The organism is Aquitalea sp. FG25 (assembly GCF_057809375.1).
The window spans coordinates 1-25,272 of sequence record NZ_JBMDJV010000015.1 but is presented as its reverse complement, the minus strand read 5'-3'; the positions used below and the strand labels follow the sequence as shown (position 1 = coordinate 25,272).

The window sequence follows — 25,272 nt, the reverse complement described above, 5'->3', positions numbered from 1 at the left end:
TTAGTAGGAACGTGTCTTCAGCGCGATGGTGTCGACAGTCAGCGGTTTCAGGTTCACCGGCTTGTAGTCCAGACGGTTGCCGTCGCGCGACCACAGGGTGTGCTTCAGCCAGTTGGCATCGTCACGACCGTTCGGGGTTTCTGCGGTATCCGGTGCATCGTCACGCACGTGGGCACCACGCGATTCGGTACGGGCATTGGCCGAGATCATGGTGGCCTTGGCCACTTCGATCAGGTTTTCCAGCTCCAGTGCTTCGATGCGAGCCATGTTGAACACGCTGGACTTGTCGGAAATTTCGGTCTGTTGAACCATTTTTTCCACTTCCAGGATCTTCTCAACACCCTCGGCCAGCATGTCCTTGAAGCGGAACACACCGCAGTGGGCTTGCATGGTGCGCTGCATGGCGCTGCGGGCATCGTTGACAGCCACGCCGTTGGTCTGCTTGTTCAGACGTTCCACGCGGGCTACCGAGCGCTCAACATCGGCAGTCGACAGTTCCGGCAATTCCAGCGGCTGGGTCTTGATGAAGTCGATCATCGAGTTGGCCGAGCTCTTGCCGAATACCAGCAGGTCGAGCAGGGAGTTGGTACCCAGGCGGTTGGCACCGTGTACCGAAGCACAAGCGCATTCGCCAGCGGCGTAGAAGCCATGTACCGGTTTGCCTTCCACTACCACTTCGCCGTGGAAGTTGGTGGGGATACCGCCCATCTGGTAGTGGCAGGTCGGCACCACCGGGATCGGGGCCTTGATCGGGTCCACACCGGCAAACTTGATGGAAATTTCACGGATGCCCGGCAGCTTGGACATGATCACTTCGGGGTCGAGGTGGGTGATGTCCAGCAGCACGTGATCCTTGTTCGGGCCACAACCACGGCCTTCGTTGATCTCGGTCACCATGGCACGGGACACCACGTCACGCGAAGCCAGATCCTTGGCATTCGGCGCATAGCGTTCCATGAAGCGTTCACCTGCGCTGTTACGCAGAATGCCGCCTTCGCCACGGACACCTTCGGTAATCAGTACACCGGCACCAGCAACGCCAGTGGGGTGGAATTGCCAGAATTCCATGTCTTCCAGCGGGATGCCGGCACGTGCGGCCATGCCCAGGCCATCACCGGTGTTGATGAAGGCATTGGTGGAAGAAGCATAGATACGACCGGCGCCACCGGTAGCGAACAAGGTGGCCTTGGCCTGGAATACCACGATTTCCGAGGTTTCCATTTCCATGGCGATCACGCCTTGCACATTGCCGTCAGCATCGCGAATCAGGTCCAGTGCCATCCACTCTACAAAGAAGTGGGTATTGGCACGCACATTGCGCTGATACAGCGCGTGCAGCATGGCATGACCGGTACGGTCGGCGGCAGCACAGGCGCGGCGCACCGGCTTTTCACCGAAGTTGGACATGTGGCCGCCGAACGGACGCTGGTAGATGGTGCCATCAGCGTTGCGGTCAAACGGCATGCCGTAGTGTTCCAGCTCGGTCACCACCTTCGGTGCCTCGCGGCACATGAATTCGATGGCGTCCTGGTCGCCCAGCCAGTCCGAACCCTTTACGGTGTCGTACATATGCCAGGTCCAGTGATCTTCCTCAGAGTTACCCAGCGAGGCGGACACACCACCTTGCGCGGCAACAGTGTGCGAGCGGGTGGGGAATACCTTGGACAGGACGGCAGTCTTCAGACCAGCTTCGGACAGTTGCAGGGCGGCACGCATGCCGGCACCACCTGCGCCAACGATTACTGCATCAAAATGACGAACAGGTACGCCCATTACAGCCCCCAGACAACTTTAACGGAATAGATGAAACAGGACACCAGCCACACGATGGTGAAGGAGTGCAGCGCCAGGCGCAGGCCGGTCGGCTTGATGTAGTCCATCCACACATCGCGAATGCCCACCCATACGTGCAGGAATACTGCCAACAGTGTGGTTTGGGTCAGCACCTGCACCCAGGTTTGCGCGAAGAAGTCTTTCCAGCCTGCATAGCTGGACGGCATGGTCAGCAGGAACAGTGCCAGTGCTACGGTATAGATCACCATGATGGTGGCCGTCACGCGCTGCATGACCCAGTCGCGCAAACCGTAGTGAGCGCCGATGACAGAGCGGTTTACCATAGAGCTACTCCCAGAATCAGCGTCAGAGCCAGGCTCACCACCACCACGGTCTTGGCGGTAGCGCGAGCGGTTTGCAGTTCCAGACCCTTATGGATATCCAGGAACAGGAAACGGATACCGGCACAGAAGTGATGCATGTAGGCCCACAGCAAGCCGATGAGGATGATCTTCATCAGCGGGTGCGCGACTACGGCACGGTAGGTTTCAAAGGACTCTGCTGAACTGAGCGAACCATGAAGGAGGTAGATCAACAGCGGGAGGGAAAAGAAGAGCGCCACACCACTGACCCGGTGCAAGATCGAGACGATGCCCGGGATGGGCAGTCTGATCGTGGCCAGATCCAGGTGCTTCGGTCGTTGCTTCTGCATATGGCTTCCTTGGATGTATTTGAACCAAGTGGTTATCTCCGGGCCCCTGTCTGGAAGCCCGCCTGAAAGGTCCGCCCTTGTAGAAACCGGGTGGTCCCCCTCAATACTTAACATCATGCTGCCCGATGCTGCAGGGCAATATGATCTGGAAATTCTAGCAAAAATCACCTGCCTGCTGCCCGTTTTTTGCCGGACAAACGACAATCCCATGCCAGCAGGCGACATCAACAGCCCTTTTGCAGCAGCGCCAGATCACGACTCAGGCAGTAGCGCTGCCGCCATTCAACTCGTTCCCCAACTGACGAAAAGGTCAGTCTGAGCACACTCAATACCGGTTCTTCCAACGCAGCGCCGGACAAACCCAGCAAACTCGCATCTTCGCGCGGCAACATAACTGCACGGTACTGCTCACGGCTTTCCACCACTCTTACACCAAAGCGCTGTTGCAAGGTGGCATACACTCCGGCTGCCGAACGAAACCAGCGCGCCTCCATGCCATCAAAGCGCTCTGCCGGCAGATAGGCCTCGTCCAATGCCACCGGCCTGCCCTGCCCACGCCACAGCTGACGTACCCGGAACATCGGTGCATGACGGCGCAGCTGCAAGGCCACCGCCATGTCGTCGCTGGCATTCATGCGTGATATGGCAAGAAATTCGCAACTCAAACGATCCGGCACTTCATCAAACACGCCAGGTGATTGCAACAAGGCATTACCCCAGTCACTGAGCACCGGAGCAACAAACGTCCCCTTGCCTTGCTGGCGGTATAGCAGGCCATCCGCCACCAATTCGCTCAGCGCCTTACGCACTGTTCCCTGGCTGACTGACATCTCATCAGCCAGATCCCATTCACTGGGTAGCGCATCATGTTCCAGCCACTCGCCTTCCGCGATACGTCGCAGTAAAAACTGCTTGATCTGTACATAAAGGGGCTGGCGGCGCGGAGCATTTGCAATCATGTAGTGGCTTTGTATCATCAAATAAATCAAGCGTAAAGACATGTCTTATATAAGACACAAGAGCAAAACCAGCATATCAGAATTTCTGATGGGGATTCCAGCCCCACATGGTCTACACTCCGTGATACACTCGCTCCACACTTATAGTGCAGAGCAACATCTGCTGTTTGAGACAGTCTCGGATATCTAAAAGGAGAGTCCACCAATGAAAGCTCCCGTTCGCGTTGCCGTTACCGGTGCTGCTGGTCAGATCGGCTACAGCCTGCTGTTCCGTATCGCCAGTGGTGAAATGCTGGGCAAAGACCAGCCGGTCATCCTGCAACTGCTCGACCTGCCGCAAGCCCAGACCGCCGTTAAGGGCGTGATGATGGAACTGGAAGACTGTGCCTTCCCGCTGCTGGCCGGCATGGTTGCCACCGACGATCCGAACGTCGCTTTCAAGGACGCTCAAGTCGCCCTGCTGGTAGGTGCTCGTCCGCGTAGCAAAGGCATGGAACGCAAGGACCTGCTGGAAGCCAACGGCGCCATCTTCACCGTTCAGGGCAAGGCACTGAACGACCACGCCGACCGCAATGTCCGCGTTCTGGTGGTAGGCAACCCGGCCAACACCAATGCCTGGATCGCCATGAAGAGCGCTCCGGACCTGAACCCGAATAATTTCACCGCCATGTTGCGTCTGGACCACAACCGCGCCCTGTCGCAGATCGCTGCCAAGACTGGCAAGCCGGTTGCCGCCATCAAGGACCTGGCTGTTTGGGGCAATCACTCCCCCACCATGTACGCTGACTACCGCTTTGCCACCATCGATGGCCAATCGGTAAAAGCCATGATCAACGACGAAGCCTGGAACCGTGACGTATTCCTGCCGACCGTTGGCAAGCGTGGCGCTGCCATCATCGAAGCGCGTGGTCTGTCTTCCGCTGCTTCCGCTGCCAACGCTGCTATCGACCACATCCACGACTGGGTGCTGGGCAGCAACGGCAAGTGGGTGACCATGGGTATTCCGTCTGACGGCTCCTACGGCATTCCGGAAGGCGTGATGTACGGCTTCCCGGTTGTATGCGAAAATGGCGAATACAAGATCGTTCAAGGCTTGGAAGTGGACGAGTTCAGCCGCGAACGCATGAACTTCACCCTGGCCGAGCTGGAAGAAGAGCGCGCAGCTGTCGCTCATCTGTTTGGCTAATCATTAGCCAGATCAGCGAAAAGCGCACCAACTGGTGCGCTTTTTGTGTTTGATCAATACCACCAAGCATATTTGAATTTACTAATACAGACTGCAAACTGGAGCAAGAGCATGATTGAAGTTGAAGTCCTGAACCAGATCGCGGCCACGATTGAAAACCTGGCCGAACGCGCCGCCGATATTCGGGGGTATCTTTGACTACGACGGTAAAAAAGACCGTCTGGAAGAAGTAAGCCGCCTCACCGAAGACCCGGATATCTGGAACGACCCCAAGCGCGCCCAGGAACTGGGCCGCGAACGCAAGCAACTGGAAGACGTGGTCCTGGTGCTGGACAGCATCAATGCCAGCATTGCCGATGGCCGTGAACTGCTGGAAATGGGCAAGAGCGAAGAGGATGACGAAACCATTCTCGCCGTGCAGTCCGACATGGAAGAAGTCGAGGCCAAAGTGGCCAAGATGGAATTCCGCCGCATGTTCCACGACCCGATGGACCCGAACAACTGCTTCCTGGACATCCAGGCCGGTGCCGGTGGCACCGAGGCGCAGGACTGGGCCGGCATGTTGTTGCGCATGTACACCCGCTATGCCGAGCGCAAGGGCTTCAAGGTAGACGTGCTGGAAGTATCCGAAGGCGAAGTGGCCGGCATCAGCAGCGCCACGCTGAAGATCGAAGGCGAATACGCCTACGGCCTGCTGCGTACCGAAGTGGGCATACACCGCCTGGTGCGTGTGTCGCCGTTCGACTCCAATGCCCGTCGCCACACCTCGTTTTCCTCGGTATTCGTGTACCCGGAAGTGGACGACAGCTTCGAGATCGACATCAACCCGGCTGATTTGCGTATCGATACCTACCGCGCCTCCGGTGCCGGTGGTCAGCACATCAACAAGACCGACTCGGCCGTACGTATCACCCACTTGCCCACCAATACCGTGGTGCAGTGCCAGAACGACCGCTCGCAGCACCGTAACCGCGACGAAGCCATGCAAATGCTGCGCGCCAAACTGTACGAGCTGGAACTGAAAAAGCGCAACGAAGCCAAGCAGGCGCTGGAAGACACCAAGACCGATGTGGGTTGGGGTCACCAGATCCGCTCCTACGTGTTCGACCAGTCCCGCATCAAGGACCTGCGCACCAGCTACGAAGTGGGAAACATCAAGGGCGTCATGGATGGCGACCTGGACGGCTTTATTGAAGCCAGTCTGAAACAGGGCGTGTAAACGTCCGGGCCGGCATGCGCTGCCGGCCTGTATTACAGCAGCGTAAAACCTTAATTGTTGGCCGATGAGGCCTGGCGGGGGAATGGCCCCCTGCCCTTACCGCAGTAGTCAACGGAGTCATCATGTCTGAACGTGAACAAGCATCATCCCTGAGTCAGGACGAAAACCAGATCATGGCGGAACGCCGCCAGAAGCTGAAGAGCATCCGCGAAAAACGCGTCGCTTTCCCCAACGATTTCAAACGCAGCCACTTTGCCAAGGATCTTCAGGAAAAACACGCGGGTAAAGACAAGGAAGCGCTGGAAGCCGAGAAGATCGAGGTTGCCGTTGCCGGCCGCATGATGCTCAAGCGCGTCATGGGCAAGGCCAGCTTTGCCACCCTGCAGGATGGCAGCGGTCGCATCCAGGCTTACATCGCCAATGATGGTGTCGGCGAAGCCGAACACGCCGAGTTCAAGCACTTCGACCTGGGCGACATCATCGCCATCCGTGGCGTGCTGTTCAAGACCAAAACCGGCGAGCTGACGGTACAGGCCAGCGAAGTACGCCTGCTGTCCAAGAACATCCGCCCGCTGCCGGAAAAATTCCACGGCATGACCGATCAGGAACAAAAATACCGTCAGCGCTACGCCGACCTGATCATGAGCGAAGAAAGCCGCACCACCTTCATCAAGCGCTCGCAAATCGTGCAGAAGATCCGCGACGTCATGGTGGGTGAAGGCTATCTGGAAGTGGAAACCCCGATGATGCACCCCATCCCGGGTGGTGCCACCGCCAAGCCGTTTGTTACCCATCACAACGCGCTGGACATGCCGCTGTACCTGCGCATTGCGCCGGAACTGTATCTGAAACGTCTGGTAGTCGGTGGTCTGGAACGCGTGTTCGAAATCAACCGCAACTTCCGTAACGAGGGGATGAGCACACGCCACAACCCCGAGTTCACCATGATCGAGTTTTACGAAGCCTACAGCGACTACCAGCGCATGATGGAGATGACCGAAAACATCATCCGTCGCTGCGCCGAAACCGTCTGTGGCAGCACCACCATCAGCTACAACGGCAAGGAAGTGGAACTGGGCAAACCGTTCGACCGCTTCACCATCGTGGGCGCCATCAAGCACTACAACCCGCAGTACACCGACGAACAACTGGCCGATGCAGCCTGGGTAGCCGCCGAGATCAAGCGTCTGGGTGGTAAGCTGCCGCCGGCACCCGGCCTGGGCAGCCTGCAACTGGCCCTGTTTGAAGAATGTGCCGAAGGCCTGCTGTGGAACCCGACCTTCATCATCGACTACCCGGTGGAAGTGTCCCCGCTGGCCCGTGGTTCCGATGCTGATCCGTCCATCACCGAACGCTTTGAGCTGTTCATCGTGGGCCGTGAACACGCCAACGGTTACTCCGAGTTGAACGACCCGGAAGACCAGGCCGCCCGCTTCATGTCCCAGGTAGCCCAGAAGGATGCTGGCGACGACGAAGCCATGCACTATGACGCCGACTACATCCGCGCCATGGAATACGGCCTGCCGCCGACTGGCGGTTGCGGTATCGGCATCGACCGGCTGGTGATGCTGCTGACCGACGCGCCGTCCATCCGCGACGTCATCCTGTTCCCGCAGATGCGCCCAGAATAAATAGCCTTATCTCCAGCAGAAAAAGCAAATGGCCTTGTTATCCGACAAGGCCATTTTTTTATTTACCCATATTCTGATCGCAACAATTGAATAGACCATGGCAATCAACATAAAATGCCATTGGTTTAAAAACCAATGTTATGCATGTCAATTCACAATAAGGCTAAGGAAGACACTGCTTTCTTGTGCATGCCATTGGTTTTTACAATGCCGATCCCAAAAACAAGTCAACTCCGAAAGTGAATGATCCGTATGCGTATTCTGCACACTACCCTTGCTGTTTGTTCTGCTGCCTGTCTTGTCACCCCGGCCTTTGCCGCCAAAAGTTCAGCGGGCTCTGCCGACATTCTCGCTGCCAATAATCAGTACGCGCTCTATCTGCAAAACACCAAAATGGACTATGCGGAAACCGGTGGCAGCCATGGATCAGCTCCGGGATTACTGGATACGGAAAACGGCAATATCCCCGGTTTTGGCCTGAGTGCCACATCCATGTCCGACTGGGCGCTGGGTAATGACTACCTGCAGTTCGACTTCAATTACAGCAACGGCAATACCGATTACGTGGGTTCGTACATCAACAGTAATGCCGGCTACGGTTCGCTCAAATCAAGCAGCACTGCGCATATCTATAACTACAGTGCCCGCTATGGCAAGGGCTTCAGCATGTCCAAGCAGACCATGCTGACCCCATATATTGAACTGGGTCACCACCGCTGGGAACGTGGGCTGTCTGCCACCCAGGATGAAACCTACAGCCATAACTATGGTGGTTTGGGTCTGCTATTGCAGGCTGCACCGGCCAGCAAGCTGGTTCTGAACGCGGATCTGTTCTATGGCCGCACCTTCCAGTCAAAAATCTCCACCAATCACTACACGCTGCCAGAGGCCTCGCTGGGCAACTCCACCTTCAAGCGCTATGGCCTTGGTGCCGACTATGCTTTCAGCCAGCGCTTCCATGGCAAGATCAGCTACAGCCATGAAAGTTATTCTTACGGCATCAGTGATCTGAGCGGCTATGGCTATTACGAGCCCAATAGCACCACCAAGAACTCCATCTATCGCGTAGGCATCGGCTACGCATTCTAAGCTGTAAAAAAACCGCAAGGACGCTCTCCTTGCGGTTTTTCTTGTTACCCCTGCACGATCACACCCGCACTATTCCCCCGGCAACAGCGTTCCCTTCGCCAGCAAAACAGCAAAATCCTCAGGCGGCATCGGCTTGGCCAGCAGATAACCCTGGATCAGGTCACAACCTTCCTGTTTGAGGAAGCGCCACTGATCAATGGTTTCCACCCCTTCAGCCACCACCTGCATGTTCAGGTTCTTCGCCATATTAATGATGGCACGGGCAATGGCCGAATCATCCAGATCATTCGGGATGTCGCGCACAAATGAACGGTCGATTTTCAGCTTGTCCGCCTTAAAGCGCTTGAGGTAGGACAGACTGGAATAACCAGTACCAAAGTCATCAATGGACAGCTGCAGCCCCATGCCCTTGATGGTATCGATGGCCTGCAGCGTACTGGTAACGTCCTCCATAATCACGCTTTCGGTTACTTCCACATCCAGCATGTCAGCCGACAGACCATGGCTGCTGAGGGCTCTTTCCAACACCTCAGCCAGATCCTGCTGGCGGAACTGCAAGGCCGACAGGTTGATGGCCAATGACATCTTGGGTAGGCCTTGGCTATGCCACAAAGCCAGCTGACGGCAAGCTTCACGGATTACCCAGTTACCGATCTGTACGATGAAACCACGCTCCTCGGCGACTTCGATAAAGCGCGCCGGCCCCAGAATGCCCAATGACGGGTGATTCCAGCGGATCAGCGCCTCGGCACCGGTAATGCGGCCATCGGCCATGGCGACCTGCGGCTGGTAATGCAGGATGAATTCATTGCGTTCCAGCGCAAAGCGCAGCTGGCTTTCGATGGCCAGAATCTCACGGGCGCGGGCGTTCAGATCAGCAGTGTAGAACTTGTAGCTGTTACGGCCTGACGACTTGGCGTGGTACATCGCCGCATCGGCATTACGCACCAGTGTTTCAAAGTCACGGCCATCATCCGGGTACACACTGATCCCGATGGATGGCGTAATGGTAATGGTAATGGTGTGATTGTGCAGCTCAATCGACGCATTGAATGACTCACGGATACGCTCGGCAGCCAGCGCGGCTTCACTCGGGTCGGAAATGGCTGGCAGCAGGATGATGAATTCGTCTCCACCCTGACGTGCCACCGTCTCGCCCGCCGCCAGTGAGGACTTGATACGATCCGCAGCCACTTGCAGCAGGATATCGCCAGCAGAGTGCCCCAGCGACTCGTTAACGGTCTTGAAGCGGTCCAGATCCAGCAGCAGCAAGGCCATCTGCTCGTTATCGCGGCAGGCATTGTGGATGGCCAGTTCCACCCGGTCGTGCATGTGGGCACGGTTGGGCAGGCTGGTGAGCACGTCGAAGTGCGCCAGGAACTGGATGCGCTCATCCGCGGCCTTGCGTTCGGTCAGATCGCTGAAAATGGCTACATAGTGCGTGATTTCAGACAAGGGATTACGCACGGCATTGATGGCCAGCCATTCCGGATAAATTTCACCGTTTTTGCGGCGGTTCCAGATCTCACCCTGCCACGAGCCTTGATTGTCGATCGCCTGCCACATACCGGCATAGAACACCTCATCATGCCGCCCGGATGACAAAATGCTGGTTTTCTGTCCCAGCACTTCTTGCTGGGCGTAACCGGTAATTTCGGTAAAGGCCTTGTTCACACTGCGAATGCGCTTCTCGCTGTCGGTAATCATGATGCCTTCCACGGTGTTCTCGAACACCTTGGCCGCCAGTTGCACCCGCTCTTCTGCTGCACGCTTTTCCGAAATGTCGCGCACCATGCGCCATACCGCGTTGATGCGGCCAAAAGCGTCACGCATGGCCACGGTTTTCACGCTGACCGGCACATGATTGCCAAAGCGGTTCATGTACACCGCTTCAAATTCATCGCAATACCCGAACCGCAGTACCTTGTTGTCCAGATTGAAACGCTCCAGCGCCTCGCTCTCCTGCCCCACCAGTGACCAGAAATTCTGCTGCTTGAGCTGGTCCAGGTTGTAGCACATCAGGTTGAGGAAGGCCGGGTTGGCATCCATTACCTGGCCGTCCAGCGAACTGATGACGATGCCGTCCAGATTGGACCAGAACAATTCACGGTATTTGTTTTCCGAACGGCGCAGCGCATCTTCCACCTCGCGGCGGCGGGCAATGTCTGCCTCCAGCGCCAGGGTCTTGGCACGCAATTCGTCAATCAGCCGCTTGAGTTCGGAGCGCGTCCACTCCAGATGCTTGCCCAGCTTGCCTATCTCATCGCGCCTTGCCCAGTAGAAAGGCGACTCCAGCTTGAGTTCTGCCAGCTGGGTAGCCTGTTCGGTAAGGCTGTGCATGGGGCGCAGAAACCGCGAATGCAGAATGCTCATGATCAGCAAAATGGAGAGCACCAGCTGGGCTACCAATATCAGCAGGATGTTCTTCACCTGATTGTGCAGGGCATTGGCCAGATGCTCGGTGTCGAACTCCAGCGTCACCTGGCCGATTTCTTCACCCCGGTAAATCACCGGCTTCTGCACGAAAGATACGCCGCCCACGCGACGTTCACTGCGCAGAGCCGACAGAAAAACCTGGTTGGACTGGGTATCGGTCACCCGGATGGAAACCACGCGCGCATCTTCCATTACCGAAGAAATCAGCGGGCTGCCTGCTTGGCGACTCAGGTTCCACAACGGTTCCTGCATGCCCAGCGCCACGATATCCAGCAGGCGCTTCTCGTCGGTCTCCAGTTGGGCCGTCAGATTGTCCCGCTGAATATTAATACTCAGATAACTGATAATGGAGGCGGGAATGAGCAAGCCGAGTACCACCGCAATCAGGAAGACTGCGCGGAGCGAAAGGCTTGAGGTCACTGGGTTCTTTTCTTCTTGGGATGCCATCGGTATTGGTGGTCAAAAAGCGTTAATGGCGCGGAATATCCGCTATCAAAATTCGGTGCTTCGATTATTGTGCAAGACAGGCTGCCAGAACTGTCCGCATGATAAGGCAGACATTACTCCGTTATAAGCGATTTTTTTATGCAAATGACAGTTTCTACAACGAAAGAGACTGCCGGCAAGCCAATTTGCCATGCCCATAACAGCAGCCTACAATCCTCCCCATTCAGAATTACCCGGAATTGCCCCTGATGTCACACATGCAATATGACACCCTTATTTCAGCCCGCTGGATCATTACTGTGGAGCAGGATGGCGAAGTACTGGAAAACCATGCCATTGCCATCAAGGATGGCAGGATAGCCCAGATCCTGCCGAGCGCACAGTGCGCTAGCCTGGTCGCTGCAGAAAGAATCGACCTTGGCAACCACGTACTGATGCCCGGTCTGATCAACCTGCATGGCCACTCCGCCATGACCCTGCTGCGCGGACTGGCTGACGACAAGGCGCTGATGGACTGGCTGAACAACCACATCTGGCCTGCTGAAGCGAAGCATGTGCGTGATGACTTCGTGTTCGATGGTGCCAGCCTAGCCATGGCCGAAATGATTCGCGGCGGCACCACCACCATCAACGACATGTACTTCTACCATGCCGCCATGGCCCGTGCCGGCCTGGCATCAGGCATGCGTACCTTTGTTGGCTGTTCCATTCTGGAGTTCCCCACCAACTACGGCGGCAACGCGGATGAATACATCAGCAAGGGCCTGAGCGAGCGCAAGGAATTCCTGGGCGAGGAGCTGATTACCTTCACCCTGGCTCCGCATGCACCTTATACCGTATCCGACACCACCTTCCGCAAGGTGGTGGAACTGGCCGAACGCGAGGACATGCTGATTCACTGCCACATCCACGAAACGGCGGACGAAGTGGCCGGTAGCGTGACCGAACACCAGCAACGCCCGCTGGCCCGTTTGGCCAAACTGGGCTTGCTCACCCCGCGACTGATTGCCGCACATATGGTGCATCTGGACAGCGCAGAAATTGAAGCCGCAGCCCGTCATGGCATTTCCATTGCCCACAACCCGGCGTCCAATATGAAGCTGGCCTCCGGCATTGCCCCGGTACCGGCCTTGCTGGCTGCTGGCGTCAACGTGGGGATTGGTACCGATGGTGCCGCCTCCAACAACAAGCTGGACATGCTGGCCGAAACCCGTCTGGCCGCCCTGCTGGCCAAGGTGGGCACGCTGGACCCAACCGCAGTGCCTGCCGCCACCGCCATCCGCATGGCCACCCTCAATGGTGCCAAGGCATTGGGCATCGCCGACAAGGTGGGCTCGGTCAAGGTAGGCAAGCAGGCCGACCTGATCGCCATCGACCTGTCGGCCCTGGAAACCGCACCGGCTTTTGATCCGGTATCGCACGTGGTGTATGCGGCCGGTCGCGAGCAAGTCAGCCACGTCTGGGTCAAGGGCCGTGCCCTGCTCGCCCAGCGTCAACTGACCACCCTGGACGAAACAGCTCTCAAGGCGCGTGGTGAAGACTGGCGCAACCGTATTCTGGCGAGGTAAGCAATGAGCAATGTAGACGATCTGGAAATCGACAAATTCAGCCAACTGGCCCACAAGTGGTGGGACAAGGACAGCGAATTCAAGCCGCTGCATGAAATCAACCCGCTGCGACTGGACTATATCGATGACTTTGCTGGCATCAAGGATCTCAAAGTCCTGGACGTGGGCTGTGGAGGCGGGATTCTGGCCGAGAGCATGGCCCTGCGCGGCGCGCAAGTAACTGGCATCGATCTGGCCAAGAAGTCCTTGAAAGTGGCTCAGCTGCACAGCCTGGAGTCGGGAGTGGCCGTGGAATACCGCTGCATAGCGGTGGAAGACCTGGCCGACGAATCAGCAGGCAGTTTTGATGTGGTGACCTGCATGGAAATGCTGGAACACGTGCCGGACCCGGAAAGCGTGGTACGCAGCTGCGCCCGCCTGGTAAAGCCGGGCGGCTGGGTGTTCTTTTCCACCCTCAACCGCAATGCCAAGGCCTATCTGCTGGCGGTGGTCGGTGCCGAGTACGTGCTGAACATGCTGCCGCGCGGTACCCACGAATATGCCCGCTTCCTCAAACCATCCGAACTGTCACGCATGGCGCGCAATGCCGGGCTGGAGATCACCAACGTCAGCGGCATGAGCTATCACCCGCTCACCCGCATTTATGCGCTGGGGGATGACACCCAGGTCAATTACCTGATGGCCACACGTCGCGCCGTACTGTAAGTCACAGCGCGCTGCAACCAGCCCCTGCCCCGCTTGATGCCGGCCAGGGGCTTTCTTTTTCCGGCAGCAGCACACATAAAAAAAGGCCTTCGCCACCGCGAAGGCCCCCAATCATCCCCCGGTCCAGGACCGGTAAACAACCCGCTAGATTGTGAGAACACACACTGCCACGCACACGTAGCACTGCTGGCCTCAGTGCGAGTTTGAAAGCCCCATTCCTCGTGTCAGTGATTTTCAAACAAGCGTTCGAATGATAAAACCAAATCAGAAATTATTACAAGGGATTTCCCTGCAGAAAGCCGGATCCATCCAAAAAATGCAACAGTAAATTCCTTACACTCCCATCATGCGCAACAAACTGACTGCCAGACAATTCCACATTCCAATTGCCGAACCCGCCAATATATATGAAAATAATAATATTCGATAATGGAGACACTGATGACGTTCAAGGCCAACGATTCGCTCACCGAGCAAATCGCCCAATACCTCGGTAAAAAAATCATCCAGGGTGAAATGGCACCGGGTGAACGGATTCAGGAGTTGCGCATTGCCGCCGAACTGGAAGTCAGCCGTGGCTCGGTACGGGAAGCGCTGCTGATTTTGCAACGCCGCCATCTGGTGGAAATCTATCCGCGCCGTGGGGCGATGGTATCCAGTATTTCCAGCACGGATGTTCGTGACTTCTTTGAGCTGTGGTTCATGTTGCTGGACCGTGTGGTCAGCAATCTTGCCAGCAACTGGAAAAACGACGATCTGGCCCGGTTCTTCGAACTGATGACAACACTGGACGAATGCCATCGCAAGGATGACATGCCAGCCTACTTTGACTGCGGCGTGGAATTTTTGCGCGCACTGTACGACTTTTCCAGCAACCGCTATATGAGTGCCGCCCTGCAAGACCTGCTGCCACTCACCCAGCGCTGCCTGTATGCCATCCTGCGTGCCGGTCGTTCGCAGATGGATCGCACCCAGCAGTTCCTGGATGACCTGCTCAAGACCATCATCGCGCGCGACACCACCCGCCTGCGCATCATGGTGGCGGAATTTGGCCAGGACTACAGCAAGCTGGCGCAGCAATCGGCAGAAGCGCTGGCCGGTAGCCCTGGCTGAACCCTGCTCACAAGCTGCTCACAATGCAAAAAAGGCCGCTCATCGAGCGGCCTTTTGCTTGGCATGGCAACTGTTCAGCCCGGCTTGCGCTGGTAATCGACAAAAGCATATTCCAGGCCCTTGTCGCTGGTGAAACTGCTGCGCGTCACTTCCTGCCAGTCAGCAGCACTCACCTCAGGAAAATAGGCATCGCCGTCAAAAGCAGCGTCAATCTCGGTCAAGCGCAGGCAGTCCGCCAGCGCCATGGCTTGCCGGTATAAATCGGCACCACCTATCAGACAGACCTCGTCAACACCGGCAGCCATTATCAGCGCCTGCTCCAGCGAGTGAGCCACATCGACCCCGTCAGCCTGCCAATCCGCCTGGCGAGTGATAACGATATTGCGCCGTCCGGGTAAGGGACGCCCGATCGAATCATAGGTTTTACGGCCCATCAGCACCGGCTTGCCCAAGGTCACGGCCTTGAAATGCTTGAGGTCTTCCGGCAAATGCCAGGGCAAGGTGTTGTTGATGCCGATCACCCCGTTGCGGGCCTTGGCCGCCACCAGTGTTAGTACAGGCTTGCTCATACGGCTACCGCTCCCTTGATGTGCGGGTGCGGGTCGTAGCCCTCCAGCGTGAAGTCATCAAAGGTGAAGGCAAACAGGTCGGTCACTGCCGGGTTGATCTTCATTTGCGGCAGCGGACGCGGTTCTCGGCTTAGTTGCAGACGAGTCTGCTCCAGATGGTTGCTGTACAAATGCGCATCACCCAGGGTATGCACGAAATCACCCGCCTTGAGCCCGCACACCTGCGCCACCATTATGGTGAGCAAGGCATAGGAGGCGATATTGAAGGGCACCCCCAGGAAAATATCCGCCGAGCGCTGATACAGCTGGCAGGACAGCTTGCCGTCCGCCACATAAAACTGGAACAGGCTGTGGCAAGGCGGCAGCGCCATTTCATCCACCAGCGCCGGGTTCCAGGCCGACACAATCAAACGGCGCGAATCGGGATTGCGCTTGATCATCTCCACCACATTGCTGATCTGGTCGATATGGCGGCCATCGGGGGCCGGCCAGCTACGCCACTGATAGCCATACACCGGGCCGAGGTCACCGTTTTCATCGGCCCATTCATCCCAGATCGACACCCCGTTCTCCTTCAGATAACGGATGTTGGTATCGCCGGTCAGAAACCACAGCAGTTCGTGAATGATGGAACGCAGGTGACACTTCTTGGTGGTGATCAGCGGAAAACCCTGCTGCAGATCAAAGCGCATCTGATAGCCAAACACCGAACGGGTGCCGGTGCCGGTGCGGTCGGACTTGTCATGGCCATGTTCCAGCACATGGCGCATCAGATCGAGGTACTGTTGCATGCTGCCATCCATCAAGATTAATCGCCAGATTGTACCTTAGCCTGTCCCCCAGCACAGCCCTTCCTACCGGCAACGCCAATAACCACAAGCCAAAAGAGGCTGGCCTGCCGCCCCCGGCATACGCTACCATCCGCTTTAAAATATAACGTCAGAAAACAGGGGCTCAATGGCAGAAGATTCCGATCTCGAACGGACCGAACCCGCGTCAGCCAAACGGCTGCAAACCGCGCGGGATGATGGCAATATTCCGCGCTCACGGGAATTGTCCACCTTCGCCGTCACCATGACCGGAGTTGCCCTGCTGATGGCACTGGGGGGCAAGCTGGGCACGTCACTGATGGTGATGATGAAACAGTTGCTGATATTCGATCAGCACACCGTGCAGCAAGCCGAGCCAGCCATCATCCGCTTCAAGGAAGCCATGTTCGGCATGCTATGGCAGTTGCTGCCCATTTTCGGGGGCCTGGCCATCGTGGCCGTGGCCACGCCCATCCTGATTGGCGGCTGGAACTTCACCCTGGCCCCGCTGGAACCCAAGCTGACCAAGCTGAACCCGGCCAGCGGCATCAAGCGCATCTTCTCGCTCAACGCCGCCACCGAAGGCCTGAAGGCCATTCTCAAAAGCATGCTGATAGGCGGCGTGGCCGTGTGGATCATCTGGAGTGAGCGCACCGACATCCTCGGCCTGCTGTCCATGCCGCTGGAAGCCGGCATCCTCAAAATGACCGACATGCTGATCAGCACCTTTTTCATCGTCACCGCTGGCATGCTGATGCTGGTGGTGATCGACGTGCCCTTCCAGCTGTGGAACTACCACAAGCAGTTGCGTATGACCAAGGAAGAGATCAAGCAGGAATACAAGGAAATGGAAGGCTCGCCCGAGGTTAAGGGCCGTATCCGTCAGTTGCAGCGCGAGGCAGCCCGCAAGCGCATGATGCAGGAAATCCCCAAAGCCAATGTCATTGTCACCAACCCGACCCACTATGCGGTGGCACTGAAGTACGAAGAAGGCATGCAGGCCCCGGAAATCGTGGCCATGGGCACGCTGAAGCTGGCGGAAAAGATTATTGCCACCGGCAAGGAACACAAGGTCACCGTGATGCGTTCGCCCAGTTTTGCCCGTGCGCTGTATTTCCATGGCGAATTGGGCCGGGAAATCCCCGCCAGGCTGTATACTGCCGCAGCGCAGATCCTGGCTTATGTCTACCAGTTGCGCGCCTACGAGTACAATGGCGGGTTGGCTCCGGTCTACCCGGACCAGCTGGAAGTCCCCGCCGACCTTGACCCGGAAAGCAAACGCCAGCAAGATGCGGCCCCGAAAGCGAGACCATAATTCCGGATGGATAATTTCCTCACCCAGTTGAAGCAGTTCAACGTCACCAAGCTGGCCGGCCCGATTCTCATCATCCTCATTCTGTCGATGATGGTATTGCCGTTGCCGCCGGTGCTGCTGGACATGTTCTTTACCTTCAATATTGCGGTGTCGGTGATTGTGCTGCTGGTGGGCATTAATGTGCGCAAGCCGCTGGATTTTTCCTCCTTTCCGTCTGTGCTGCTGGTAACCACCCTGTTGCGGCTGTCGCTGAACGTGGCATCCAGCCGGGTCATCCTGCTGGAAGGCCACAGCGGCCCGGATGCCGCCGGCAAAGTGATTGAATCCTTTGCCCACTTCCTGATCGGCGACAACGTTGCCATCGGTATCGTGGTGTTTGTCATCATCACCATCATCAACTTCGTGGTGATTACCAAGGGTGCTGGCCGGATTGCCGAAGTGTCGGCCCGCTTCACCCTGGATGCCATGCCCGGCAAGCAGATGGCGATCGACGCCGACCTCAACGCCGGCCTGATCGGCGAAGATGACGCCCGCAAGCGCCGCGCCACCATTGCCGAGGAAGCCAACTTCTTCGGCTCCATGGACGGTGCCTCCAAATTCGTGCGCGGCGATGCCATGGCCGGCATCATGATCATCGTGATCAACATTGTCGGCGGCCTGATCGTCGGCGTGGTGCAGCACGACCTGGATGCCGGTACTGCCGCCAAGACCTATACCCTGCTTACCATCGGTGATGGCCTGGTGGCACAGATCCCCGCCCTCATCATCTCCACCGCCGCCGGTATCGTGGTATCGCGCGTGGGTACCGACAAAGACATGTCGGAGCAGTTCTTCGGCCAGTTGTTTGCCAAGCCGCAAGTGCTGTACATCACCTCAGCCGTCATCGGCATGATCGGCCTGATTCCCAACATGCCGCACCTCTCTTTCCTGCTGATTGCCAGCCTGCTGGGATTTCTGGGCAGGACCATGGACAAGAAGGAAAAAGCGGCGGCAGTGCAAGCCAGCCAGCAACAGGCACAGGCAGCCGCCCCGCCCGACCAGCCCATGGCCGAAGTCAGCTGGAACGACGTACAGCACGTGGATGCGCTGGGGCTGGAAGTGGGCTACCGACTGATTCCGCTGGTGGACCGCACCCAGGATGGCGAACTCTTGCGCCGTATTCGCGGCATCCGCAAAAAGATTGCTCAGGAGCTGGGCTTTCTGGTGCCTGCCGTCCACATTCGCGACAATCTGGAAATCAAGCCCAATGCCTACCGTATCCTGCTCAAGGGTGTGGAAATCGGTCAGGGCGAGGCGTATATCGGCCAATATCTGGCCATCAACCCCGGACGGGTAAATGGCACCATGCCGGGTACGCCCACCACCGACCCGGCCTTTGGCCTGCCTGCGGTATGGATAGACGCTGCCCGGCGCGAAGAAGCCCAGCAGATGGGCTATACCGTGGTGGACTCCAGCACCGTGGTCGCCACCCATATTTCCAACCTGCTGCAAACCCACGCGGCAGAACTACTGGGCCGCGAGGAAGTGCAGGCGCTGATCGACCATCAGGCCAAGGAATCGCCCAAACTGGTGGAAGACCTGGTACCCAAGATTGTTCCGATCGGCATTTTGCAGAAGGTATTGCAGCAGCTGCTGACCGATGGCATCCACATCCGCGACTTCCGCACCATTCTGGAAACCCTGGCCGACCATATCGGCAGTACCCAGGATGTGGACGATCTGACCTCGGCAGTCCGCACCGCGCTGGCGCGGGTCATCGTGCAGCAGTTGTTCCCCGGCGAAACCGAACTGCCGCTGATGACGCTGGACCCGGCACTGGAAAACGTACTGTCGCAGGCGGTTAATTCCAAAACTGGCGGCGGCCTGGAACCCGGTCTGGCGGAAAACCTGCTATCGAGTGCAGCACAACAGGCCGAGCAGGTGGAAATTCAAGGTTACAATCCGGTATTGCTGACGCCGCCGGGTTTAAGGCCCCTTCTGGCACGATTCTTGAGAAGAGCACTCCCACAACTGCGTGTGATCTCGCATAATGAAGTACCTGACAATAAATCCATTCGTATAATTGCGGTAATTGGGGGAAGCAAGGGCTGATAGCAAATGGTGGTAAAAAAATTCTTCGGAAAAACCACACGTGATGCACTCAGACAGGTCCGCGAGGAACTGGGTGCCGACGCCCTCATCTTGTCCAATCGCCCGACAATGGGGGGCGGTGTAGAGATCATGGCCGTGGCGGATGCAGATGTCGCCAACCTGGCCACCAATCTGTCCACACCCGGCAGCAAGCACCCGGCCCGCAATGCGCCTGCGGTCAGCCGTCCGGTTCCCCCTGCCCCGGCCAACCCCGCAGCAGCCACCAACCGTGCCATTGCCCGTACCTATGCCATGCCGGTGGAGCCACTGGAAAGCCCGTCGCCACAACGCATAGATAGCCCGCCAGCACGCCCGCAGCAGCGCATCGAACCCTCGCTGGCCGATGCTACGCCGGTCAGCTTCAACGTCAGCCCGCAGACACCGCCATCACGTCCGGCCCCAGCGCCGGCCAGCATGGTGCCGGAGTCGCTGGTCAAGATGCAGACCGTGGCCGCAGGCCCGGCCAGCAACGGCCATGCAACACCGCCACGCAGCAAGCCGGCACCAACTGAAGAAGAGCCGGAAGTCATGGCGCAGGAACTGAAGCAGATTGGTGATGAAATCAAGCTGCTGCGCAGCCTGCTGCAAAGCCAACTGGCCAGCTTTGCCTGGTCGGACATGGAAGGCAAGACACCCAACCGCATCGAGCTGTTCAAGCACCTGCTGGCCATGGGCTTCTCTGCCAACCTGATCCGCCAGCTGATTGAAAAAATGCCTGCCCAGTATGAAGGCGATATCGCCATCAAATGGGCACGCTCGGCGTTGATGCATAACCTCAAGTGCGCCGATGCCAATCACGACATCATGGACAAGGGCGGCGTGTATGCGCTGGTCGGCCCTACCGGCGTCGGGAAGACCACCACGGTGGCCAAGCTGGCCGCGCATGCCACCATGCGCTTTGGCGCGCAGCATGTGGCGCTGATTACCACCGACAGCTACCGGATTGGCGCACAGGACCAATTGCGCATTTACGGCAAGATTCTGGGCATCCCGGTGTTCTCTATCCAGAACGAAGGTGATTTGCAACTGACGCTGGCCGACCTGTCCAATCGCCACCTGGTATTCATCGACACCGTTGGCATGAGCCAGCGCGACGCACGTGTCACCGGCCAGATCGAAATGTTCCGTGGCGCGGGCCGCCAGGTGGAACGCCTGCTGCTGCTGGCTGCCAATGCCGACGGCCACACGCTGGAAGACGTGGTGCGCCATTACCGTGGCAACGGCCTGGCCGGTTGCATCCTGTCCAAAATCGACGAAGCCGTCAGCATGGGGCCAAGCATGGATGTCATCATCCGTAACCGCCTCAAGCTGTTTTACATCACCAATGGCCAGCGCGTACCGGAAGACCTGCACTCTGCCAATGCCGCCTTCCTGGTAGACCGCGCCCTGCGCGCGCCGCAACCAGGTTCGCCGTTCAGCCTGCAGGGAGACGAGCTGTCCATCATGAATTCCGCACAGGCCAGTTGGCAATGAACAGCGCCCTACAGGATCAGGCCGCCAGTTTGCGCCGGCTGACAGCCAAAGCAGGCCGGGCACCCAGCTTTGCCTTCATCGGCTCGGACAAGGCCGGAGCCAGCACCCTGGTTACCGAGCTGTCGCTGGGCCTGGCCTATGCAGGTCACCGCCCGCTGGTGGTGGATTGCAGCCTGGGCCAAGTACAGGCACGCAGGCTAGGCACCCCCACCACCGCCACGCTGGAAAGCCAGATGGTCAGTGTGGGCGGGCTGGATGAAATGATGACTATCTCGCGCCAGGGCATTCAGTTGATCAACCTGTATGCCCGGCCAGAAGAACGCGCCCTGTTTTCTGCCCAGCTCTGGTTGCGCCTGGGCAGCGAATTTGCCGCACTGGAGCGGGACAGCACCGTACTGATGATCGATGTCCCGGTCACCTCTACCGACCCTGTCCCCGCCAGCGTGGCAGACAATCTGGTGCTGGTGATCAGCCCCGCTGCCGACTCCATGACCACCGCCTATGCCAACATCAAGCGCCTGTCCAGCGGCTTTGGCCGTCAGCGCTTCAATGTGCTGGTTAACCGGGTACGCCATCTGGAAGAAGCGCGCGATCTGTTCAACCGGCTGGCGGCTGTCACCAGCGAGTTTCTCAGTGTCTCGCTGCGCTGGGTCGGTTTTGTCCCGGCTGACAATGCCGTGCGCCGCAGCCAGGCCCTGCGCCGCCCGCTGATGGATGCCTTTCCCGATAGCGAAGCTGCGGCAGCCTTTGCCCAACTGGCTGCAGTACTCCCCCAATGGGACAGCCCGGAAACCGAACGCAACGATACTGGCTTCATGGACATGCTGATCGCCACCTCGCGTGACTGGGCCGAGGCTGATGGAGCAAAACGACGATGACATTGCCGTCCCTACGCCGCAAAGGCTATGCCGGTGCAGTCTCGCAACCGGAAATTGACGTACAGAAGCATCTGCCGCTGGTGAAAAAACTGGCCGGCATGCTGATGGCTCGCCTGCCCGCATCCGTGGAAATGGACGATCTGGTACAGGTAGGCATCATCGGTCTGATCGATGCCGCCCGTCAGTTCGACCCGCTGCAAGGTGTGCAATTTGAAACCTTTGCCAGCCAGCGCATCCGTGGCGCCATGCTGGACGAACTGCGCCGTGAAGACTGGCTGCCACGCCAGGCACGGCGGCAGGCCCGCCAGATAGAAGACAGCATCAACAAGCTGGAGCAACTGCTGGGCCGCGCGCCGCTAGAGTCGGAAATTGCTGCCGCACTGGGCGTGGAGCTGGACGATTACCAGGGCATGCTGGGCGACTGCAAAGGGCTGAGCCTGGTGCATTTTGAAGACTTCTCGGATGGTGAAGGCGAAACCCTTAACGATGCCATTGCCAATATCGAGGACAGTAATGCACCCAACCCGTTGCAGGTGCTAGCCGACGGCGACTTCCGCCAGGCATTGGTGGATGCCATCAAGACCCTGCCAGAACGTGACCAGCTAGTCATGGCGCTGTACTACGAGCAGGAACTGAACCTGAAGGAAATCGGTGCGGTGCTGGAGGTGTCTGAATCCCGCGTCTGCCAGCTGCACACCCAGGCCATTGCCCGTATCAGGGCCAAGATGAAGGAATGGCTGTAAAGCCACCGGCCTGCCCGGATAACGATAACGGAATCAAGCGTGGACAAGATCAGCATCATCGCCATTGTCATGGGCCTGACAGCCATCATTGCAGGCCAGGCCATCGAAGGGGGCAATATCGGCTCCCTGCTGCAACTGACTGCCTTCATGATTGTCATTGGCGGCACCATGAGCGCTGTCATGCTGCAAAGCACACCCAAGCAGTTTGTTGCCGGCATGCGCATGATCAAGTGGATTTTCCAGCCGCCGCCACAGGATAACGAAAGACTGATCCGCGAGGTCGTCAACTGGAGCCAGACCGCCCGTCGTGGTGGCCTGTTGTCACTGGAAGGCTATGTCACCCAACAAAAAGACCCATTCACCAAAAAAGCCCTGCAAATGGTGGTGGATGGTGCCGAGCCCGATGTGCTGCGCGGGGTGATGGAAGTGGAAATCGGCATGTTCGAACATGCACGCAAACAGGCTGCACGGGTATGGGAATCCGCCGGCGGCTACGCCCCCACCATGGGTATTCTGGGCGCGGTGCTGGGCCTGATCCACGTGATGGAAAACCTGTCCGACCCCTCCAAGCTAGGGGCTGGCATTGCCGTGGCCTTTGTCGCCACCGTGTATGGCGTTGGCTCGGCCAACCTGTTTTTTCTGCCGGTGGCCAACAAGCTCAAGCATCTGGTGGCGGTTGAAATCGCGCTCAAGGAAATGGTGGTGGAAGGCCTGGTGGCGATTGCCAACGGCGAAAACCCGCGCATCATCGAAAGCCGCTTGCGCAGCTTCCAGGCCATGCACGAGTAAGCGTCAACTCGACAGATCTTCAGGCGGCAACAAACGCAGGCTGCTGCCTGCTACCGGCTTCTTCAGGTAGGCGTCCAGCAATTTGTAGGTATCGATATCAAAGCTGGGCCTGCCTTGCAAGCCTGCTTCGCCCACCTTGCGCGAGCCCAGATAGCACCAGCGGTCAAACACATGCTCGACAGCGGCGCCCGTCACCTCATCGCTTTCCACCACCGCCAGCGGACCGGGATACTCCCACGCTTTCACCCGAATACGGGCCAGCGCCTGCATCAGCCGCATATTGTGCGAAGGAGCCGGCTCGCGTCCCACGCAAGCACCACGGCAGCGTCCACCCTTTAGCGCCACGCATGCTGCCCCCTTGCGGCTGGTTACTGCTTCCACACCCAGCACGGACTGACACAAACCATTGCCAGTGGCAATCTCGGCCAGCACCTTGCGCGCTTCCTTCGGGCTGCGGAACAAGCCGTACAAGTCTGCAGTACGGCTGAAATCCAGCTGATCGGCATGCACGATGACCGGGCGCACAAACTCGCCCTGGCTGTGATCCAGCTGAATGGAACAAACTTCACTCACCAGGCGGCTGCGATGATTGTAAAAAGGCTTCAGTTGACGTAGCAGTTGCTGCTCAAGCAGCGCAGCGCCCAGTTCGCCAATGGTTTCCTGGCAGCTGATGCGTCCAACCGGGCGCTGAATGGCCGGCTCTTTGCCATACTTCCCGTCCTGCGCCAGTTGCGAAACCACTTTGCCACGCACATTGCTGGCCCGGCCCACATACAGGGCCTGCTCATCCTCGCCCCAGATGGTGTATACCCCGGGAAGATCGGGCAGGTCATCCACCAGCACGGCATCCACCCCCGGCGGCAGTTCGGGCTGCGCCATCACCTGCCGGATAGCCTCCTTCACCGCATCCTCCCCCAGTTCAGCACATGCCGACTGCAAGAACAGCAGCAGGGCTTCGGCATCCGCCATCGCCCGGTGCCGGTCAGTCAGCTGCAAACCATGGCGCTGGATGATGCTGTCCAGATTGTGCTTGAAATGCTGCGGGTACAAACGACGCGACAACTTTACCGTGCACAGCGTGGCACTCTGCAGGCGCAGGCCGACACGGCGGAACTCGTTGCGCAAAAAGCCATAATCAAAACGCACGTTATGCGCTAGCAGCAAACGACCTTGCAACATGGGCAGCAAGTCTTGTGCAATGGCACTGAAAGGTGCGGCATCCTGCACCATGGCATTGCTGATGCCGGTCATGTTCTCGATAAAGGGCGGAATAGGCTGCAAAGGGTTGACCAGGGTCTGGTAACGTTGCTGCTGCTCGCCATCCAACAGAATCAGGCCGATTTCGGTAATGCGATCGCGGCCGATATGGCCGCCGGTGGTTTCCAGATCGACTATGGCCCAGGGAATATCAAACAGCATGCAATCTCGTCGGAAAATTCATCAAAGGTTGGCCAGCCCAGAAGACAAGCGGCGGCCTGGCAGGTAAGCCTGCATCTTAACACCGTGCCACCCGCTTTGCCGATGCAGCCATTCCGTTAATACTGTGCCGCCTGCAACAGTAGCCCCCAGCCGACAAGCCAGACTACCGAAAAAAATAGTGCAAAAGTGTTGACACCAAAAATACGTATCGGTATAGTTCGCCCTCTCGAAAGACGAAACGTTTTTTGAGACAGTGCACCCGTAGCTCAGTTGGATAGAGTATTTGGCTACGAACCAAAGGGTCGGGCG

21 protein-coding genes are annotated in these 25,272 nt (G+C 57.9%); 13 read left to right on the top strand and 8 right to left on the bottom strand.

Going from position 1 to position 25,272, the window contains the following annotated elements; all coding sequences use genetic code 11:
• The 4 genes from sdhA to ACODR9_RS14185 all read right to left on the bottom strand — a co-directional run bounded on the left by sdhA (position 1) and on the right by ACODR9_RS14185 (position 3,444).
• Positions 1-1,773: a succinate dehydrogenase flavoprotein subunit gene (gene sdhA / locus ACODR9_RS14200; protein WP_488810054.1), complete on the bottom strand. Its 1,773-nt coding sequence runs from the start codon at positions 1,771-1,773 to the stop codon at positions 1-3.
• Positions 1,773-2,117 carry a succinate dehydrogenase, hydrophobic membrane anchor protein gene (gene sdhD / locus ACODR9_RS14195; RefSeq protein ID WP_089085070.1) on the bottom strand — a complete coding sequence of 115 codons (345 nt, stop codon included), beginning with the start codon at positions 2,115-2,117 and terminating at the stop codon, positions 1,773-1,775. The genes sdhA and sdhD overlap by 1 nt, the downstream gene beginning before the upstream one ends.
• Positions 2,111-2,485, bottom strand: a complete 375-nt coding sequence (gene sdhC, locus ACODR9_RS14190; protein ID WP_045845607.1) for a succinate dehydrogenase, cytochrome b556 subunit — start codon at positions 2,483-2,485, stop codon at positions 2,111-2,113. Before sdhC ends, sdhD begins: the two co-directional genes overlap by 7 nt.
• A 224-nt stretch (positions 2,486-2,709) precedes the next feature.
• On the bottom strand, positions 2,710-3,444 hold the full coding sequence (locus tag ACODR9_RS14185; RefSeq protein WP_488810053.1) for a GntR family transcriptional regulator: 735 nt from the start codon (positions 3,442-3,444) through the stop codon (positions 2,710-2,712).
• Positions 3,445-3,649: 205 nt separating this feature from the next.
• Between ACODR9_RS14185 and ACODR9_RS14180 the strand changes: the two genes are divergently transcribed.
• From ACODR9_RS14180 to ACODR9_RS14165, 4 genes are all read left to right on the top strand, one after another.
• Positions 3,650-4,630: a malate dehydrogenase gene (locus ACODR9_RS14180; protein ID WP_488810052.1), complete on the top strand. Its 981-nt coding sequence runs from the start codon at positions 3,650-3,652 to the stop codon at positions 4,628-4,630.
• 111 nt (positions 4,631-4,741) lie between these two features.
• Positions 4,742-5,849 (top strand): peptide chain release factor 2 gene (gene prfB, locus ACODR9_RS14175; RefSeq protein ID WP_488810051.1). Its coding sequence is split into 2 segments (ribosomal slippage): positions 4,742-4,825 and positions 4,827-5,849, totalling 1,107 coding nucleotides; the frame shifts between segments, so codons are not numbered across the junction.
• Between the two features lie 122 nt (positions 5,850-5,971).
• On the top strand, positions 5,972-7,480 hold the full coding sequence (lysS, locus tag ACODR9_RS14170; RefSeq protein ID WP_488810050.1) for a lysine--tRNA ligase: 1,509 nt from the start codon (positions 5,972-5,974) through the stop codon (positions 7,478-7,480).
• Between the two features lie 252 nt (positions 7,481-7,732).
• The gene (locus tag ACODR9_RS14165) at positions 7,733-8,569 is read left to right on the top strand and encodes a hypothetical protein (protein ID WP_488810049.1); all 837 of its coding nucleotides are present in this window, start codon (positions 7,733-7,735) and stop codon (positions 8,567-8,569) included.
• Positions 8,570-8,638: 69 nt separating this feature from the next.
• Here the strand turns inward: ACODR9_RS14165 and ACODR9_RS14160 are convergent, their stop codons facing one another.
• Positions 8,639-11,425: an EAL domain-containing protein gene (locus ACODR9_RS14160; protein ID WP_488810048.1), complete on the bottom strand. Its 2,787-nt coding sequence runs from the start codon at positions 11,423-11,425 to the stop codon at positions 8,639-8,641.
• 275 nt (positions 11,426-11,700) lie between these two features.
• Between ACODR9_RS14160 and ACODR9_RS14155 the strand changes: the two genes are divergently transcribed.
• The 3 genes from ACODR9_RS14155 (at position 11,701) to ACODR9_RS14145 (ending at position 14,838) form a co-directional block, all read left to right on the top strand.
• Positions 11,701-13,020: a TRZ/ATZ family hydrolase gene (locus ACODR9_RS14155; RefSeq protein WP_488810046.1), complete on the top strand. Its 1,320-nt coding sequence runs from the start codon at positions 11,701-11,703 to the stop codon at positions 13,018-13,020.
• A 3-nt stretch (positions 13,021-13,023) separates the two neighbouring features.
• A complete protein-coding gene (ubiG, locus tag ACODR9_RS14150) occupies positions 13,024-13,725 on the top strand; it encodes a bifunctional 2-polyprenyl-6-hydroxyphenol methylase/3-demethylubiquinol 3-O-methyltransferase UbiG (protein WP_488810045.1) in 702 nt (233 codons plus the stop codon).
• A gap of 441 nt (positions 13,726-14,166) precedes the next feature.
• Positions 14,167-14,838 carry a GntR family transcriptional regulator gene (locus ACODR9_RS14145; protein WP_488810044.1) on the top strand — a complete coding sequence of 224 codons (672 nt, stop codon included), beginning with the start codon at positions 14,167-14,169 and terminating at the stop codon, positions 14,836-14,838.
• A 74-nt stretch (positions 14,839-14,912) separates the two neighbouring features.
• Here ACODR9_RS14145 and ACODR9_RS14140 read toward each other — a convergent pair whose 3' ends face one another.
• Both ACODR9_RS14140 and ACODR9_RS14135 read right to left on the bottom strand, forming a co-directional pair.
• Complete coding sequence (locus tag ACODR9_RS14140) at positions 14,913-15,407, bottom strand: dihydrofolate reductase (protein WP_488810043.1); 495 nt, start codon at positions 15,405-15,407, stop codon at positions 14,913-14,915.
• The gene (locus tag ACODR9_RS14135; protein WP_488810041.1) at positions 15,404-16,198 is read right to left on the bottom strand and encodes a thymidylate synthase; all 795 of its coding nucleotides are present in this window, start codon (positions 16,196-16,198) and stop codon (positions 15,404-15,406) included. Before ACODR9_RS14135 ends, ACODR9_RS14140 begins: the two co-directional genes overlap by 4 nt.
• Positions 16,199-16,364: 166 nt before the next feature.
• Between ACODR9_RS14135 and flhB the strand changes: the two genes are divergently transcribed.
• From flhB to ACODR9_RS14105, 6 genes are read left to right on the top strand one after another with little or no spacing between them, the layout of a single operon-like run.
• Positions 16,365-17,531 carry a flagellar biosynthesis protein FlhB gene (gene flhB / locus ACODR9_RS14130; RefSeq protein WP_488810040.1) on the top strand — a complete coding sequence of 389 codons (1,167 nt, stop codon included), beginning with the start codon at positions 16,365-16,367 and terminating at the stop codon, positions 17,529-17,531.
• A 6-nt stretch (positions 17,532-17,537) separates the two neighbouring features.
• Positions 17,538-19,622, top strand: a complete 2,085-nt coding sequence (flhA, locus tag ACODR9_RS14125; protein WP_488810038.1) for a flagellar biosynthesis protein FlhA — start codon at positions 17,538-17,540, stop codon at positions 19,620-19,622.
• A 6-nt stretch (positions 19,623-19,628) separates the two neighbouring features.
• Positions 19,629-21,134 (top strand): flagellar biosynthesis GTPase FlhF, encoded by a 1,506-nt coding sequence (gene flhF / locus ACODR9_RS14120; RefSeq protein WP_488810037.1) that lies wholly within the window; start codon positions 19,629-19,631, stop codon positions 21,132-21,134.
• The gene (locus tag ACODR9_RS14115; protein ID WP_488810035.1) at positions 21,131-22,012 is read left to right on the top strand and encodes a MinD/ParA family ATP-binding protein; all 882 of its coding nucleotides are present in this window, start codon (positions 21,131-21,133) and stop codon (positions 22,010-22,012) included. Before flhF ends, ACODR9_RS14115 begins: the two co-directional genes overlap by 4 nt.
• Entirely contained in the window at positions 22,009-22,755 is a 747-nt protein-coding gene (locus tag ACODR9_RS14110) for an RNA polymerase sigma factor FliA (protein ID WP_488810034.1), read from the top strand. Before ACODR9_RS14115 ends, ACODR9_RS14110 begins: the two co-directional genes overlap by 4 nt.
• Positions 22,756-22,794: 39 nt before the next feature.
• Positions 22,795-23,544 (top strand): flagellar motor protein, encoded by a 750-nt coding sequence (locus ACODR9_RS14105; RefSeq protein WP_159879118.1) that lies wholly within the window; start codon positions 22,795-22,797, stop codon positions 23,542-23,544.
• 3 nt (positions 23,545-23,547) lie between these two features.
• On the opposite strand, the gene ACODR9_RS14100 is transcribed toward ACODR9_RS14105, so the two are convergent.
• Positions 23,548-24,963: an exonuclease domain-containing protein gene (locus tag ACODR9_RS14100; protein WP_488810033.1), complete on the bottom strand. Its 1,416-nt coding sequence runs from the start codon at positions 24,961-24,963 to the stop codon at positions 23,548-23,550.
• Between the last annotated feature and the right edge of the window lie 309 nt (positions 24,964-25,272).

Bases quoted from the DNA above. Each gene is read 5' to 3' on its own strand.
- ACODR9_RS14115 (WP_488810035.1), top strand. From the start codon at position 21,131: ATGAACAGCGCCCTACAGGATCAGGCCGCCAGTTTGCGCCGGCTGACA.
- ubiG (WP_488810045.1), top strand. From the start codon at position 13,024: ATGAGCAATGTAGACGATCTGGAAATCGACAAATTCAGCCAACTGGCC.
- flhB (WP_488810040.1), top strand. From the start codon at position 16,365: ATGGCAGAAGATTCCGATCTCGAACGGACCGAACCCGCGTCAGCCAAA.
- ACODR9_RS14185 (WP_488810053.1), bottom strand. From the start codon at position 3,444: ATGATTGCAAATGCTCCGCGCCGCCAGCCCCTTTATGTACAGATCAAG.
- ACODR9_RS14100 (WP_488810033.1), bottom strand. From the start codon at position 24,963: ATGCTGTTTGATATTCCCTGGGCCATAGTCGATCTGGAAACCACCGGC.
- ACODR9_RS14140 (WP_488810043.1), bottom strand. From the start codon at position 15,407: ATGAGCAAGCCTGTACTAACACTGGTGGCGGCCAAGGCCCGCAACGGG.
- ACODR9_RS14135 (WP_488810041.1), bottom strand. From the start codon at position 16,198: ATGCAACAGTACCTCGATCTGATGCGCCATGTGCTGGAACATGGCCAT.
- lysS (WP_488810050.1), top strand. From the start codon at position 5,972: ATGTCTGAACGTGAACAAGCATCATCCCTGAGTCAGGACGAAAACCAG.
- ACODR9_RS14145 (WP_488810044.1), top strand. From the start codon at position 14,167: ATGACGTTCAAGGCCAACGATTCGCTCACCGAGCAAATCGCCCAATAC.
- ACODR9_RS14110 (WP_488810034.1), top strand. From the start codon at position 22,009: ATGACATTGCCGTCCCTACGCCGCAAAGGCTATGCCGGTGCAGTCTCG.
- ACODR9_RS14180 (WP_488810052.1), top strand. From the start codon at position 3,650: ATGAAAGCTCCCGTTCGCGTTGCCGTTACCGGTGCTGCTGGTCAGATC.
- ACODR9_RS14155 (WP_488810046.1), top strand. From the start codon at position 11,701: ATGTCACACATGCAATATGACACCCTTATTTCAGCCCGCTGGATCATT.
- sdhD (WP_089085070.1), bottom strand. From the start codon at position 2,117: ATGGTAAACCGCTCTGTCATCGGCGCTCACTACGGTTTGCGCGACTGG.
- flhF (WP_488810037.1), top strand. From the start codon at position 19,629: ATGGTGGTAAAAAAATTCTTCGGAAAAACCACACGTGATGCACTCAGA.
- sdhA (WP_488810054.1), bottom strand. From the start codon at position 1,773: ATGGGCGTACCTGTTCGTCATTTTGATGCAGTAATCGTTGGCGCAGGT.
- ACODR9_RS14165 (WP_488810049.1), top strand. From the start codon at position 7,733: ATGCGTATTCTGCACACTACCCTTGCTGTTTGTTCTGCTGCCTGTCTT.
- sdhC (WP_045845607.1), bottom strand. From the start codon at position 2,485: ATGCAGAAGCAACGACCGAAGCACCTGGATCTGGCCACGATCAGACTG.
- flhA (WP_488810038.1), top strand. From the start codon at position 17,538: ATGGATAATTTCCTCACCCAGTTGAAGCAGTTCAACGTCACCAAGCTG.